The sequence below is a fragment of the Streptomyces sp. NPDC052236 genome (assembly GCF_044548015.1).
GTDB lineage: Bacteria > Actinomycetota > Actinomycetes > Streptomycetales > Streptomycetaceae > Streptomyces.
Map to the genome: position 1 here is coordinate 45,619 of NZ_JBIUBL010000022.1, position 13,313 is coordinate 58,931.

Annotated in this window: 15 protein-coding genes and 1 pseudogene; 8 read left to right on the plus strand and 8 right to left on the minus strand. The window is 70.0% G+C overall.

Annotated features, from left to right (window positions below):
* Positions 1-8: 8 nt before the first annotated feature.
* The 5 genes from ACIHCQ_RS30480 to dhaK form a co-directional block, all read right to left on the minus strand.
* Positions 9-779: a hypothetical protein gene (locus tag ACIHCQ_RS30480; RefSeq protein ID WP_399669347.1), complete on the minus strand. Its 771-nt coding sequence runs from the start codon at positions 777-779 to the stop codon at positions 9-11.
* 286 nt (positions 780-1,065) lie between these two features.
* Positions 1,066-1,236, minus strand: a complete 171-nt coding sequence (gene rpmF / locus ACIHCQ_RS30485) for a 50S ribosomal protein L32 (protein WP_399669350.1) — start codon at positions 1,234-1,236, stop codon at positions 1,066-1,068.
* 99 nt (positions 1,237-1,335) lie between these two features.
* Positions 1,336-1,749, minus strand: a complete 414-nt coding sequence (locus tag ACIHCQ_RS30490; RefSeq protein WP_399669353.1) for a PTS-dependent dihydroxyacetone kinase phosphotransferase subunit DhaM — start codon at positions 1,747-1,749, stop codon at positions 1,336-1,338.
* The gene (gene dhaL, locus ACIHCQ_RS30495; protein ID WP_399669356.1) at positions 1,746-2,381 is read right to left on the minus strand and encodes a dihydroxyacetone kinase subunit DhaL; all 636 of its coding nucleotides are present in this window, start codon (positions 2,379-2,381) and stop codon (positions 1,746-1,748) included. Before dhaL ends, ACIHCQ_RS30490 begins: the two co-directional genes overlap by 4 nt.
* A gap of 77 nt (positions 2,382-2,458) precedes the next feature.
* Positions 2,459-3,445: a dihydroxyacetone kinase subunit DhaK gene (gene dhaK, locus ACIHCQ_RS30500; RefSeq protein ID WP_399669358.1), complete on the minus strand. Its 987-nt coding sequence runs from the start codon at positions 3,443-3,445 to the stop codon at positions 2,459-2,461.
* 288 nt (positions 3,446-3,733) lie between these two features.
* On the opposite strand from dhaK, the gene ACIHCQ_RS30505 reads away from it, so the two are divergent.
* The 3 genes from ACIHCQ_RS30505 to ACIHCQ_RS30515 all read left to right on the plus strand — a co-directional run bounded on the left by ACIHCQ_RS30505 (position 3,734) and on the right by ACIHCQ_RS30515 (position 6,513).
* Entirely contained in the window at positions 3,734-4,309 is a 576-nt protein-coding gene (locus tag ACIHCQ_RS30505) for a DUF6461 domain-containing protein (protein WP_399669361.1), read from the plus strand.
* A gap of 145 nt (positions 4,310-4,454) precedes the next feature.
* Positions 4,455-5,213 (plus strand): IclR family transcriptional regulator, encoded by a 759-nt coding sequence (locus tag ACIHCQ_RS30510; RefSeq protein ID WP_399669364.1) that lies wholly within the window; start codon positions 4,455-4,457, stop codon positions 5,211-5,213.
* Positions 5,214-5,319: 106 nt separating this feature from the next.
* The gene (locus tag ACIHCQ_RS30515; RefSeq protein WP_399669366.1) at positions 5,320-6,513 is read left to right on the plus strand and encodes a PP2C family protein-serine/threonine phosphatase; all 1,194 of its coding nucleotides are present in this window, start codon (positions 5,320-5,322) and stop codon (positions 6,511-6,513) included.
* Positions 6,514-6,862: 349 nt separating this feature from the next.
* Here the strand turns inward: ACIHCQ_RS30515 and katG are convergent, their stop codons facing one another.
* Together katG and ACIHCQ_RS30525 are read right to left on the minus strand one after the other, a co-directional pair.
* Entirely contained in the window at positions 6,863-9,094 is a 2,232-nt protein-coding gene (gene katG, locus ACIHCQ_RS30520; RefSeq protein WP_399669369.1) for a catalase/peroxidase HPI, read from the minus strand.
* A 33-nt stretch (positions 9,095-9,127) separates the two neighbouring features.
* Positions 9,128-9,470, minus strand: a pseudogene (locus ACIHCQ_RS30525) (transcriptional repressor).
* A 222-nt stretch (positions 9,471-9,692) separates the two neighbouring features.
* Here ACIHCQ_RS30525 and ACIHCQ_RS30530 point away from each other — a divergent pair.
* From ACIHCQ_RS30530 to ACIHCQ_RS30545, 4 genes are all read left to right on the plus strand, one after another.
* Positions 9,693-10,124, plus strand: a complete 432-nt coding sequence (locus ACIHCQ_RS30530; protein WP_399669372.1) for a Fur family transcriptional regulator — start codon at positions 9,693-9,695, stop codon at positions 10,122-10,124.
* A gap of 213 nt (positions 10,125-10,337) precedes the next feature.
* A complete protein-coding gene (locus ACIHCQ_RS30535) occupies positions 10,338-10,748 on the plus strand; it encodes a VOC family protein (RefSeq protein WP_399669374.1) in 411 nt (136 codons plus the stop codon).
* A gap of 205 nt (positions 10,749-10,953) precedes the next feature.
* A complete protein-coding gene (locus ACIHCQ_RS30540) occupies positions 10,954-11,418 on the plus strand; it encodes a helix-turn-helix transcriptional regulator (RefSeq protein ID WP_399669378.1) in 465 nt (154 codons plus the stop codon).
* A gap of 5 nt (positions 11,419-11,423) precedes the next feature.
* On the plus strand, positions 11,424-12,050 hold the full coding sequence (locus tag ACIHCQ_RS30545) for a glyoxalase (protein ID WP_399669381.1): 627 nt from the start codon (positions 11,424-11,426) through the stop codon (positions 12,048-12,050).
* 42 nt (positions 12,051-12,092) lie between these two features.
* Here the strand turns inward: ACIHCQ_RS30545 and ACIHCQ_RS30550 are convergent, their stop codons facing one another.
* A complete protein-coding gene (locus ACIHCQ_RS30550) occupies positions 12,093-12,332 on the minus strand; it encodes a hypothetical protein (RefSeq protein WP_399669384.1) in 240 nt (79 codons plus the stop codon).
* Between the two features lie 144 nt (positions 12,333-12,476).
* Between ACIHCQ_RS30550 and ACIHCQ_RS30555 the strand changes: the two genes are divergently transcribed.
* The gene (locus ACIHCQ_RS30555) at positions 12,477-13,280 is read left to right on the plus strand and encodes an endonuclease I family protein (RefSeq protein ID WP_399669387.1); all 804 of its coding nucleotides are present in this window, start codon (positions 12,477-12,479) and stop codon (positions 13,278-13,280) included.
* Positions 13,281-13,313 lie beyond the last annotated feature (33 nt).

Here is a 13,313-nt window from a genome sequence, read left to right on the forward strand (position 1 = left end):
GGTCTCCGTCAGCCGCCGGCGTTGGCGTGCGTGCGGTGGCGCAGGAGAAGGACGACGGCACCGCCGAGCGCGCCCGCGACGAGTACGGAACCGGCGGCGAGCTGCGCCGGACTCAGCTCGGCGAGGCTGCCGCCGGCGCCTGCCTTGACGCCGCCGCCGGGCTTTGTCATGCCTGTCGTCGGACCTGTCACGGTGTGTGAGCCGGAGTCGGGTACGAGCCCGGGCTGGGGCGGGGGCTCCGGCTTGAACTCGGCCTCGGGTTTGGATTCGGGCTCGGATGCGGTGACGGGTCCTGAGTCGAGCTTGGAGCCGGGTACGTCGGGTACGTCGGGTACGGACTCGAGCGCGGGCTCGGATGCTGGCCCGGGTGCGGTCTCCGGCTCTTGCTCCGACTCGGATCCGGATACGGCTCCGGCGCTGGGCTCGGACTTGGAGCCGCCCGTGATGGCGAGGGCGCTGGTGCCCTTCTCACCCGCGCAGTCGAAAGTGACCTGGTGCTCCGCGCCCGGCTTGGCGTCCTCGGAGACCCGCGCCGTGGCGGGGCGGCCCGCGGAGAGGGTGACGGTGTCGAAAACATCCGAGGAGGCCGTCGCGGCCGTGGCCTCGCACTCGGTGGCGCTGAGGGTCACGGTGCCGCCGGGTGCGACCGTCGTGGGAGTGACGGTGAAACCGAAAGGCGTGACGGTGTTCCCCTCATCGGCGGCGAGGGCGGCCGGGGCGCCGAAGGTCAGCGCGGCGGTGCCGATCAGGGCGAGGGAGGCGACACTTGTCGCACGCATGGTCAGTACTCCGAGTTCCCGAGGCGCAGTCGCGGAGGAATACCGCGAAACGCGAGGAGTGCACCTCGCTGGAGTTGACGCTATGAGGGTCGATGGGCGTGTCGCATGCGGCGCGGGCGGCGGGAGCTCGGCGTGTCGCCACCCTGTGCCGCCGTGTCACGCGGGGTCGTGCCAGGTCACGCGGTATGGCCGGGCGCCCGGCCGATCCGTCGCGCAGGCAACGCCGAAGGGGTGACGGTGTCACCCCGGTTGCTCTGGTTGCCTTGCTTGCCGCGGGTGCCGGGGCTCAGTCCTCCGGGCTGAGCAGACCGCGCTCGTACGCCTTCGCCAGCCGCTGCGGCACCTGGTACACGGAGCCGTCGATCGTGACGGGGACGAGCTGCGGGGTAGTGGCCTTCCACTGGGCGCGGCGGTGGCGGGTGTTGCTGCGGGACATCTTGCGCTTGGGCACGGCCATGGGACCGGGAGCCTCCTCGGTAGGGGTGGGTACGAAGAGGAGGCTATATGAACATGGTTACCATTAACAATTGACGCAGCCTGGCGGTCCACTCCGGCGTCAGACTTTGCGGTAGTCGTACGCCTCCGATGCCGCCGCCTGGACCTCGTCCAGTCCGCCGCCCGCCGAGGCGGTCACCACCGCGGCCACCGCGCCCTCCACGAACGGCGCGTCCACCAGCCGCGCCCCGTCGGGGAGTTCGTCGCCCTCGGCCAGCAGCGCCTTGACCGTGAGCACGGCACTGCCCAGATCGACGAGTACGGCCACCCCGGCGCCCCTGTCGACCGAGGCGGCGGCGGCCGTGATCAGCTCCGAACTGGTGCCGAGGCCACCGTCGGGAGTGCCGCCCGCCGGGGCGACAGGCGCGGTCACGCCGCCGCCTGCGAGGGCCTTGGCGAGCTCGGCGACGGCCGAGGCCACCTCCTTGCTGTGCGAGACCAGCACGATCCCGACCAGCTTGTTTTCCGCGCTCATCCCGCCGTTCCCGCCGCCGCCGCGGTTTCGGCGAGTGCCGCGATCAGCAGCGCGGAGGAGGTCGCGCCCGGATCCTGGTGCCCGATGCTGCGCTCACCCAGATAGCTGGCCCTGCCCTTGCGCGCCTGCAACGGCACGGTCGCCAGCGCGCCCCGCTCGGCCGCCTCGCGAGCCGCCTCACACGCCGCCGCGAACGGTGCGGTGGCGGAGCCGAGCGCCTCGACCGCCGGCTCCAGCGCGTCCAGCATCGTCTTGTCCCCGGCGGCGGCGCCGCCGAGCTGCGCCACCGCGGTCACGCCCGCGCGCAGCGCCTCCGCGAAGGTCTCGGGCGTGACCTCGCCGTCCTCGCCGAGGGCTTTGCCTGTACGCCGCAGCAGCGTCCCGTACAGCGGGCCGGACGCGCCGCCCACCGTCGAGATCAACTGCCGTCCCGCCAGGATGAGTACGGCCCCGGGCGTCCCCGGCGACTCTTTCTCCAAGACCGCCGTCACCGCCGCGAACCCCCGCTGGAGGTTGCTGCCGTGGTCGGCATCCCCGATCGCCGCGTCCAGCTCGGTGAGGCGGTCGGCCGAGCGGTCCACACTGACCGCCGCGGTGGTCAGCCAGCGGCGGAAGAAGTCGGCGTCGAGCACATGAACTCCCTGTGGTGGGTGGTGGTGCCGTGACGGTCCAGGTCCAGCCCAGGCGAGGCCCGGTTCCAGGGCCGGCCTCAGCGACCCCAGCGGAGCGCGGCGGTCTGCACCGGCGCGTCCCACAGCCGCAACAACTCCTCATCGGCCTGGCACAGCGTCACCGAGCAGCCCGCCATGTCCAGCGAGGTCACATAGTTCCCGACGAGGGTACGGGCCACGGCCACCCCGCGCTCGGCGAGCACCCGATGCACCTCGGCGTTGAATCCGTACAGTTCCAGCAGTGGAGTCGCCCCCATGCCATTGACGAGTACGAGCACCGGGCCCGTGGGCGACAGGTCCTCCAGCACCACGTTGACCGTGTAGTCCGCGATCTCCCGCGATGTCATCATCGCCCGCCGCTCGCGCCCGGGCTCGCCGTGAATGCCGATGCCCAGCTCCAGTTCGCCGGGCGGAAGGTCGAAGGTCGGCGTGCCCTTCGCGGGTGTGGTGACGGCGCTCAGAGCGACACCGAAACTCCGGGAGCTCTCGTTCACCTGCCGGGCGATCGCCTCGACGCGTTCCAGCGGGGCGCCCTCCTCGGCCGCCGCGCCCGCGATCTTCTCCACGAACAGGGTCGCGCCGGTGCCGCGCCGGCCCGCCGTATAGAGGCTGTCGGTCACCGCGACATCGTCATTGACCAGGACCTTGGCGAGCCGGACCCCCTCGTCCTCGGCGAGCTCGGCGGCCATGTCGAAGTTGAGGACGTCGCCCGTGTAGTTCTTCACGATGAACAGCACGCCCTCGCCGCTGTCGACGGCGGTGGCAGCCCGCGTCATCTGGTCGGGGACGGGGCTGGTGAACACCTCGCCGGGGCAGGCGGCGGCGAGCATTCCGGGCCCGACGAACCCGCCGTGCATCGGCTCGTGCCCCGACCCGCCACCCGAGACCAGCGCCACTTTCCCGGCGACGGGCGCGTCACGCCGTACGATCACGCGGTTCTCGACATCCACGGCCAACTCGGGGTGCGCGGCGGCCATGCCGCGGAGCGCGTCCGCGACGACGGTCTCCGGTACGTTGATGAGCATCCTCAACGGTTCCTCCTGGGAAGCGGACCCTGCGGTCTATGGCGGCGTTCGGCGGCGTCTGACGGTGTCTGACGGTGTCCGGCGGGGCTGATACTGAGGAGCAATCCGATCCTGTCGTTGCTGGTGGCTCCGATGTCCAGTATCGAAGAGACACGCGCGATCGGGAAGCGACGCGTCGATCGGAGTGCCTTCGGTGTCGGCGCGGCACTGGTCTCCGAGGGGGACGAGTCCGGTGGTGCGGCCCGGGGGCGTCGGCCCGCGCGGGGGATTTGAGGTGACGGAGAGCGAGTGAAGGACGGAATAGTCTGGATCGCGGACGCATACGAGACGTACTGCCTGACGTGCGTACGCGGAGTCACCGGAACGGAACTGGTGACAGCCCTTGGCGGCGACCCTGCCCACGTCATCGACGCGGCGGCGGAGACCGACCTCCTCAGACTCGAGGACGACTGGGGTGGGGCCGCTCGCTTCGGCGAGGACAGCTCGTGGGCATGGGTGCTGGAGCGCTGGAGCGCAACCGGCCTGGACCGGCCGCGGCTGCTGGCACTGTCCTCGGGGACGGACGCCCTCGTCGTCCTGGAGCCCGGAGCTTCACCGCGGTGGTTCGTGCACGCCCGCGACGGGCGGACAGCCGCCGACTTCGAGCCGGGGGTCGAGCCCGACCAGTGGGCCGGACACGCCCGCGAGCCGATGGTGACCGCGCTCCGGGAGGCCGGAGCGCTGCGGCCTGACGGCACGGCGGTGGAGGACTGCGACGTACAGCGGTCTCTCCTGCGGGCGGTGGAGATCGCCTTCGGAGTCTCGCTGCCCCGCAACGCACTTCTCCACGGGGCCACTGCGGCCGTGCCGCTCGGCCACCCCTAGCCGGTCCGGCGTAACCCTCGTACGAGTTGACCCCGAACCGGGCCGGTGGTGCGGCGGCGACCAGGCGCCTTCATGTGTCTTCATGCCGGCGATCGCCTGCCGAGCAGCCTTGCTCGCGCGGTGCGCCGGGCGCAAGCTTAATAACATGGGTTCTTTGGACGGCCCTACGCTCATCACCTCCGTGCAGCGAGCCTTCCGCTTGATGGAAGCCGTAGGGGCACACGAGGGCGGCGCCCCGGCGAAGCAGCTGGCACGCGAGGCAGGGCTGCCCCTGGCCACCACCTATCACCTGCTGCGGACGCTGACCCACGACGGATACCTGCGGAAGCTGGACGACGGCGGGTTCGTGATCGGCGACAAGCTCCACCTGCTGCATGCCGGAAGCCGCGGGCAGGCGCTGCTCACCCGTATCCGTCCCACGCTCGCCGCTCTGCGGGACGAACTGTCCGCCGCCGCCTACCTGACCTTCTACGAGGACGGCGAAATCCGGGTCGCCGAGATCATCGACGGCCCCCGGGCACCACGCGTCGACCTCTGGGTGGGGTTCGAGGACGCCGGGCACGCCACCGCGCTGGGCAAGTGCGTGCTGCGCGAGCTGGACGACGAGTCCCGGAACGACTACCTCTCCCGGCACTCCCTTGCCGACCTGACACCCCGCACCATCACCCGCCGCTCCGAACTGCTCCGGCAGCTCGACGCGTCACACCCCGCGCCTGGCATCACGGACCTGGAGGAGTACTCCCTCGGTACGGTCTGCGTCGCGGTGCCCGTGTACAGCGGGGACAGGCTCGGCTCGCTCGGCGTCTCTCTCCCGGCAGACCGGCTCTCCCGCATCGACGAGGTCCGGGCCCGGCTGGTGCCGACAGCGAGCCGCGTGACCAGGGGCCTTTCGCTCACTATCTGAAAATCGTGTCCTTGCGGCCCTTGCCCGGTTACCTGTTCCCTGGGTAGGGACGAAACGGACATTCAGGCGTACGCGTCGTGAGCGGGAAAGAGTTGCGGAACAGGATATGTGCCACGCCCGGGATCATCAGCGCGACCATCGGCCGACGTGGCAGCCCGACAAGGGTTTCACCAAGCGCCGGTCCGGTTCTGGGTCCCGCGCCGCTGCGCACCTCGCCCCCGGCGTGCCCATACTGCTCATCTGTGCCGTAGCGCTGGTCGCCTTCATCAGCGGAGCCTCCGCGAGCTGGTTGCCGCTGCTCGCGGTCGGACCCGCGCTCGCCGCCGCCACCAGCAGGCCCTGGGGAGTCCTCCGCATCGGCTTCCTCGCCGCGGCGCTGGGAGCCGTGCTCGGGGCCCGGGGCGGTGCGCCGGGTCACGAGCAGTCGATCGCGCTGTCGGCGCTGGTGGCCGTCACCCTGGCGAGCGGCCTGGCCAGCGCGTTGCGTGACCGCCGCGAACGCGTACTGGCGGACGTCCGCTCGGTCGCAGAGGCCGCCCAGCACGCTCTCCTCGAGCCGGTGCCCCCGACGGTCGGCCAGTTCCAGGTGGCCGTCCGCTACAGCGCGGCCGCGGCGGAGGCCCGGATCGGCGGGGACCTCTACGCGCTGGTGCCCACTCCGTACGGGGTCAGGCTGATCGTCGGCGATGTGCGCGGCAAGGGGCTGCCCGCGGTGGGCACCGCCGCTCTGGTGGTCGGTGTCTTCCGCGAGGCCGCGTACGACGAGCCGGACCTTCTCGACGTCGTCGGCAGGATCGAGCGGAGCCTGGCGCGCAACCTGGGGCCCGACGACTTCGTCACGGCCGTGGTCGCCGGGTGCTCCGGGCCCGGGCGCATGGAGATCGTCAACTGCGGACACGCCCCGCCGCTGATGGTCCGCGATGGCGAGATCCTGGCCGTCGAGCCGACCCATCCGGCCCCGCCACTCGGGTTGCATGCCCTCACCGGCGAGGCCCCGACTCTCCAGATACTGTCCTTCGCCGACGGCGACCAGCTGCTCCTGTACACCGACGGTGTCACCGAGGCCCGCAACCACGGCCGTGAGTTCTACCCGCTCGCCGAGCGGATGGCGCGGCACGTGTCGGACCAGCCGTCCCATACCCTCGACGCGCTCCACGACGACCTGCTGGCGCATGTCGGCGGCCGGCTCGACGACGACGCGGCGCTGCTCCTGCTCCGGAAACCAGCGGTAGTCGGCTCGGCTTCCGGCCCTGAGGCCCCGGCCGCCCTCGCTGAGACGGCCGCTCGACCGGCACACTGAGTAGAGCGTTCGTTCTAGAGCTGTCACCTTGTGCAACGGCACGGCACGGCATCTCGCGCGGATGCCCTGGTGGCCCGCGGCGCGGTGCTCGCGCCGCATAGCCGCACCTACCCGCGTGCCGCCGGGGCGGCCGAGCAAGCCTCATCCGCGTTGCCGGGCCCTTCGAGGAAGGGCCCGGCAAAGATTGAGTCTGGTGCCACGCGGTGAGGTCACCGTGTCACCCTCGTCGGCTTGCCACCCCGCATCAACCGCGACCCTCTCGACGTCGCGCTGGAGGCGGACGATGTCGAGAGGGTCGCGGACTGAGGACGTCCAGGCCGGCCGGCGCGGGCCGGCCTGGACGTCGTGATCAGACGAGGTCGAACCGGTCGAGGTTCATCACCTTGTCCCACGCCGCGACGAAGTCGTTCACGAACTTCTCCTTCGCGTCATCGCTCGCGTAGACCTCCGCGAGCGCGCGCAGCTCGGAGTTGGACCCGAAGACGAGGTCGGCACGGCTGCCGGTCCACTTGACCTCGCCGGTGGCGGCGTCGCGACCCTCGAACGTGTTCGCGTCCTCGGACGTCGCCTTCCACGTTGTGCCCAGGTCGAGCAGGTTGACGAAGAAGTCGTTCGTCAGGGACCCGGGGGTCGTGGTGAAGGCGCCGAGCGGCGACTGCTGGTAGTTCGCGCCCAGGACGCGCAGGCCACCGACCAGGGCCGTCATCTCGGGGGCGCTCAGGGTCAGGAGATTCGCCCGGTCGGTCAGCAGGTACTCGGCCGGCAGCCGGTTGCCCTTCCCGAGGTAGTTGCGGAACCCGTCGGCGGTCGGCTCGAGCGCGGCGAACGACTCCACGTCGGTCTGCTCCTGCGACGCGTCGACGCGGCCCGGCGTGAAGGGGACCTGAACGCCGAAGCCGGCGTCCTTGGCGGCCTGCTCGACGGCGGCACCACCGGCGAGCACGATCAGGTCGGCGAGCGAGACCTGCTTGCCGCCGGTCCGGTCGGCGTTGAAGGTCTCCTTGATTCCCTCCAGGGTGCGCAGCACCGTGGCCAGCTGGTCGGGGTTGTTGACCTCCCACCCGCTCTGCGGCTGGAGGCGGATGCGCGCACCGTTGGCGCCGCCGCGCTTGTCGCTGCCGCGGAAGGACGAGGCCGACGCCCACGCGGTGGACACGAGCTGGGACACCGACAGGCCCGAGGCGAGGATCTGGCCCTTGAGGGAGGCGATGTCCTCGGCGTCGATGAGCTCGTGCGTCACCGCGGGGAGGGGGTCCTGCCACAGCAGCGTCTCGGCCGGAACCTCCGGGCCGAGGTAGCGCACGATCGGGCCCATGTCGCGGTGGGTCAGCTTGAACCACGCGCGGGCGAAGGCGTCGGCGAACGCGTCGGGGTTCTCCAGGAAGCGTCGCGAGATCTGCTCGTAGGCCGGGTCGATGCGGAGCGCGAGGTCGGTCGTCAGCATCGTCGGGGCCTGGCGCTTCGACGGGTCGTGGGCGTCGGGCACGGTGCCCACCCCGGCGCCGTCCTTCGGCCGCCACTGGTTGGCACCGGCGGGGCTCTGGAACAGCTCCCACTCGTAGCCGAACAGGATCTCGAAGAAGCTGTTGTCCCAGGTGATCGGGGTGTTCGTCCAGATACCCTCAAGACCACTGGTGATCGTGTCGCCACCCTTGCCGGTGCCGAAGGAGTTCTTCCAGCCGAGGCCCTGCTCCTCGATGGAGGCGGCCTCCGGGTCGGCGCCGACGCTGTCCGCCGGGCCCGCGCCGTGGGTCTTGCCGAAGGTGTGACCGCCCGCGATCAGGGCGACCGTCTCCTCGTCGTTCATCGCCATCCGGCGGAACGTCTCACGGATGTCGCGGGCCGCGGCGATCGGGTCCGGGTTGCCGTTCGGGCCCTCAGGGTTGACGTAGATGAGGCCCATCTGGACCGCGCCGAGGGGGTTCTCCAGTTCCCGGTCGCCGGTGTAGCGCTCGTCGCCGAGCCAGGTGGTCTCGGGACCCCAGTAGACGTCCTCGTCGGGCTCCCAGACGTCCGCGCGACCGCCGCCGAAGCCGAAGGTCTCGAAGCCCATCGACTCCAGGGCGACGTTGCCGGTGAGGATCATGAGGTCGGCCCACGAGATGCTCTGGCCGTACTTCTTCTTGACCGGCCACAGCAGGCGGCGGGCCTTGTCGAGGTTCCCGTTGTCCGGCCAGCTGTTGAGGGGGGCGAAGCGCTGCTGGCCGGCCCCGCCGCCGCCGCGGCCGTCGCTGATCCGGTAGGTGCCGGCGCTGTGCCACGCCATCCGGATCATGAACGGGCCGTAGTGGCCGAAGTCGGCGGGCCACCAGTCCTGCGAGGTCGTCAGCACCTCCGCGATGTCCCGCTTCACTGCCGCGAGGTCGAGGGTCTTGAACGCCTCGGCGTAGTCGAAGTCCTCGCCGAGCGGGTTGGCCACGGCGGGGTTCTTGGCGAGGATCTTCAGGTTGAGCCGCTCCGGCCACCACTGGCGGTTTCCGCCGCCCTGAGTCGGGTGCGGGGCGCGCCCGTGGGCGACTGGGCAGCCACCTCCGCCCTCCGTCTTCGCGTCTACGACGATTGCATCATGGTTCTCAGTCATGGGAATCCTTCCGGACCAGGCGGATCGCGGTGCTCAGAAACTGTGGGCGGTGGGACAGGCGGGGCACAGGCCCCAGTAGATGACCTCGGCCTCGTCGATCGAGAAGCCGTGGTCGTCGGACGCGGTCGGGCAGGGGGCTTCGCGGACCGCGAGTTGACGTCAATGACGACACAACGCGCCTCTCGAACCGGTCCAGGCTCCCGGCCGGTTCAGTGCGGCGTACGCATACCGCCGCGATGAGCGTGTCGAGGGCCTCACACGCGACTTGAAGGCAAAATGGCCCAGGCGATCGCGCCCCCCGGAGGTAATCGCCTCGACGCCGAGGGTGGTCACTGTCCCGGACGGTCTCGAGCAGCGCGACGCGGGCGGCCGTCACCCGCAAGCCGGCACCTCGCAGCTCTTTGGCGGCGGTTCCGTCACGTCCACGTCTCTGTCTCCTGCCGTACTGGAGTCTTCCTGTCCCTTGGCTCTCGCCGGAACTAATCCTACGATGGACAGAGTCCAAGTCAAGAAGGACATCAAACCCGTACCCAATCGGCACCCGGACGTCCACCGGTGAACTTCGCGTGTCCCACCGAACCTGAATGGGTGAACCGATATGAGTGACCTGCTGGAGCGACTGCGGGGGCGTGGCTGGCGGATGACCTCCCAGCGGCGTGTCGTTGCGGAGGTCCTCGACGGCGACCACATGCATCTCACGGCCGACGAGGTGCATGCCCGCGCGGTCCAGCGGCTGCCCGAGATTTCCCGGGCGACCGTCTACAACGCATTGGGGGAGCTGGTCTCCCTGGGTGAGGTCATCGAGGTCTCCACCGACGGCCGCGCCAAGCGCTACGACCCCAACGCACACCACCCGCACCAGCACCTGGTGTGCTTCCACTGCGGCACCATCCGCGATGTCCACCCGACCGGCGATCCGCTGGCCGACCTCCCGGCGGAGGAACGGTTCGGCTTCACGGTGTCCGAGGCCGAGATCACCTACCGAGGGCTGTGCCCATCCTGCGCCGAGGCAGTGGTCCGGGTCGCCTAGGCAGGAGACGCCTTCCTCGCGGAGCAGGATGCGCAAGCCGGCCTGCTGTCCCGGCTTGCGATCTCCTGGGAGACGGTCGAGGAGATCCTGGGCGGCGCGGCGCCAGACGGTGCGCGCGACAGCGGGGACGCGACCGTGTGTGGCGAAACAGGTGGCCAGATCGGTCAGGAATCGAGAAGCACGGGTCACGGAGCCGCACCTAGCATCATCGTTATGGACATCACCATTCACACGACCTTCCTCCCGCATGACGACCCGGACGCGTCCCTGGCGTTCTACCGCGACATCCTCGGCTTCGAGGTCCGCAGCGACGTCGGACAGGGCAAGATGCGCTGGATCACGGTCGGCCCCGTCGGCCAGCCCGGCACGTCCATCCTCCTGGCGCCGCCGGCCGCCGACCCCGGGGTCACCGAGGACGAGCGCCGCACCATCACCGAAATGATGGCCAAGGGCACCTACGGCTGGATCCTGCTGGCCACCCGGGACCTCGACGGCACGTTCGAGAAGGTGCAGGCCGGCGACGCCGAGGTCGTCCAGGAGCCGACCGAGCAGCCGTACGGCATCCGCGACTGCGCCTTCCGCGATCCCGCGGGCAACCTGGTCCGCATCCAGGAGCTTCGCTGAGCCGTCCGGTCATCGATCCGGCCATGATGGCCGGCGCCGTGACCACCTGCGGAGAGTACGGCGGCCAGCGCTTCCAGGCCGCGCCGAGACCCGCTCGACCGGCTTGTCGACTCCGGCAACCCGGTCATCGCCATCGAGCGCCTCGCTGCCCACCTCGGCATGCAACCCCAGGTGCTCGCGGACATCGATGAAGAGGAGTTCTCTCATGTGTCACGCCTCGTGGGGGCGCGCACGCACCGCGACGCAGCGCCTGAGCGACCTCGCGCGACTGCGCCGCGTCCGCGACCGGATCGACCGGGAGTACGCGCAGCCGCTGAACGTCGAGGCGCTCGCCCGCGGCGCGAACATGTCCGCCGGGCACCTCAGCCGCCAATTCCGGCTGGCCTACGGCGAGTCGCCGTACAGCTACCTGATGACGCGTCGCATCGAGCGCGCGACGGCGCTGCTGCGCCGTGGCGACCTCAGCGTCACCGACGTCTGCTTCGCGGTCGGCTGCTCATCGCTGGGCACCTTCAGCACCCGCTTCACCGAGCTGGTCGGCATGCCGCCCAGTGCCTACCGGCGCCGCGCAACGGGCCCTGCGGCGGGGATGCCGCCGTGTGTGGCGAAACAGGTGACAAGACCGGTCAGGAATCAAGAAGCACCGGTCGCCGAGCCGCAACTAGCGTGATGACCATGACATCCATCGAATCCGTCACCCTCGACGTGGCCGACCCCACGGCCGCCAACCGCTTCTACACCACCGCCTTCGGCTTGGACACGCAGATACGCCTGCGGGCCTCGGAGGCACCCACAACCGGCTTCCGCGGTTTCACGCTGTCGCTCGTGGTGTCACAGCCGGCCAACGTCAACGCCCTCATCGACGCCGCCGTGGATGCCGGTGCCGCGACACTGAAGCCCGCCACCAAGTCGCTTTGGGGCTACGGGGGCGTCGTACAGGCCCCGGACGGGACGATCTGGCAGGTCGCATCGTCGTCGAAGAAGGACACCGGCCCGGCCACCCGGCAGATCAACGACATCGTGCTCCTGCTGGGAGTCGCGGACATGGCCGAAAGCAAGCAATTCTACGTTGGCCAAGGCCTCGCCGTGGCGAAGAGCTTTGGCAGCAAGTACGTCGAGTTCGCTGCTGGGTCGGGTCCCGTCAAGCTGGCGCTGTACAAGCGCCGTGCCCTGGCCAAGGTTGCCGGCGTCTCTCCCGACGGCACCGGATCGCACCGGCTGGTGATCGGCGGCGATGCCGGGACTTTCACCGACCCGGACGGGTTTGCATGGGAGGCCGCATCGCAGGCACCCATGCTCTGATGTGTCACTGTTGCCTGCCTGCCTGCCCCGCCTGGTCGCCGATCACGAGACAGCCACCGGGCTGGGGGCGGTGCCGGGTGCCGAGCTGATGTGGAGCAGCGGCCGTCTTACGGCAGCCAGTCGCTGATGCTCTGCCCCGAAGCCCTCGATCGAACAGGGATCGGCGCGCAGTGTCTTCGCCACCTCGCCCTGCGAGAGACCCGCCCAGAGCATGGGCTCCGGCAACAGGGCTGACTCCCACTCAGCCTTGAGGAAAGGTTGCTTCCTGTGCCTGAACGTCACACAAACGCCTCCTCCCGGTTACTCGGCAGACCCCTCCTCCATGCGACGCTCCCGGTTGAACGAATGGTCAACACGCGTAGAACGCGGTGCCCTTGATCCGGTCGCCGCCTTCCGCCCGTGCCGTCCCCCCGGGAAAGGCCCCCCATGTCCGTTGCGCAGATAGGCAGATGGAAGGCGCTGGCGCTGGCCACCTCCGCCGTGCTCGTCGGCATCACCCTCCCGACCGTGACCGCGACCCCCGCCGCGGCCACCACCACCGCGTACGACAGCACGTACTACGCGAACGCGATCGGCAAGACCGGCACGTCCCTGAAGTCCTCCCTGCACACGATCACCAGCCGTCAGACCAAGATCTCGTACGACGCGGTCTGGAACGCGCTGAAGGTCACCGACCAGGACCCGAACAACAGCAACAACGTGATCCTGCTGTACGGCGGCACGTCCCGCAGCAAGACATTGAACGGCGGCAACACCGGAAACTGGAACCGCGAGCACGTGTGGGCCCAGTCCCACGGCAGCTTCGGCACCTCGGCCGGACCCGGCACCGATCTGCACCACCTGCGCCCCGAGGATGTGCAGGTCAACAGCATCCGCGGCAACAAGGACTTCGACAACGGCGGCAGCGCGGTCAGCGGCGCGACCGGCAGCTACACCGACTCGAACTCCTTCGAGCCCCGCAACGCCGTCAAGGGCGACGTGGCCCGCATGATCCTCTACATGGCCGTCCGCTACGAGGGCGACGACGCCTGGGCCGACCTGGAGCCCAACGACTCGGTCTCCAACGGCAGTGTCCCGTACCACGGCCGCCTCGCGGTCCTGAAGCAGTGGAACGAGCAGGACCCGCCGAACGCCTTCGAGGAACGCCGCAACGAGATCATCTACGGCACCTACCAGGGCAACCGCAACCCGTTCATCGACCACCCGGAGTGGGTCGAGGCGATCTGGTAGCACGCTTGGCTCAGGCCGGGCAGATCGCATCCG

Excerpts from the sequence above, each read along its gene's own strand:
- ACIHCQ_RS30545 (WP_399669381.1), top strand. The coding sequence starts at position 11,424 with ATGACATCCATCGAATCCGTCACCCTCGACGTGGCCGACCCCACGGCC.
- katG (WP_399669369.1), bottom strand. The coding sequence starts at position 9,094 with ATGACTGAGAACCATGATGCAATCGTCGTAGACGCGAAGACGGAGGGC.
- rpmF (WP_399669350.1), bottom strand. The coding sequence starts at position 1,236 with ATGGCCGTGCCCAAGCGCAAGATGTCCCGCAGCAACACCCGCCACCGC.
- ACIHCQ_RS30515 (WP_399669366.1), top strand. The coding sequence starts at position 5,320 with ATGTGCCACGCCCGGGATCATCAGCGCGACCATCGGCCGACGTGGCAG.
- ACIHCQ_RS30555 (WP_399669387.1), top strand. The coding sequence starts at position 12,477 with ATGTCCGTTGCGCAGATAGGCAGATGGAAGGCGCTGGCGCTGGCCACC.
- ACIHCQ_RS30535 (WP_399669374.1), top strand. The coding sequence starts at position 10,338 with ATGGACATCACCATTCACACGACCTTCCTCCCGCATGACGACCCGGAC.
- ACIHCQ_RS30530 (WP_399669372.1), top strand. The coding sequence starts at position 9,693 with ATGAGTGACCTGCTGGAGCGACTGCGGGGGCGTGGCTGGCGGATGACC.
- dhaK (WP_399669358.1), bottom strand. The coding sequence starts at position 3,445 with ATGCTCATCAACGTACCGGAGACCGTCGTCGCGGACGCGCTCCGCGGC.
- ACIHCQ_RS30490 (WP_399669353.1), bottom strand. The coding sequence starts at position 1,749 with ATGAGCGCGGAAAACAAGCTGGTCGGGATCGTGCTGGTCTCGCACAGC.
- ACIHCQ_RS30480 (WP_399669347.1), bottom strand. The coding sequence starts at position 779 with ATGCGTGCGACAAGTGTCGCCTCCCTCGCCCTGATCGGCACCGCCGCG.
- ACIHCQ_RS30510 (WP_399669364.1), top strand. The coding sequence starts at position 4,455 with ATGGGTTCTTTGGACGGCCCTACGCTCATCACCTCCGTGCAGCGAGCC.
- ACIHCQ_RS30540 (WP_399669378.1), top strand. The coding sequence starts at position 10,954 with ATGTGTCACGCCTCGTGGGGGCGCGCACGCACCGCGACGCAGCGCCTG.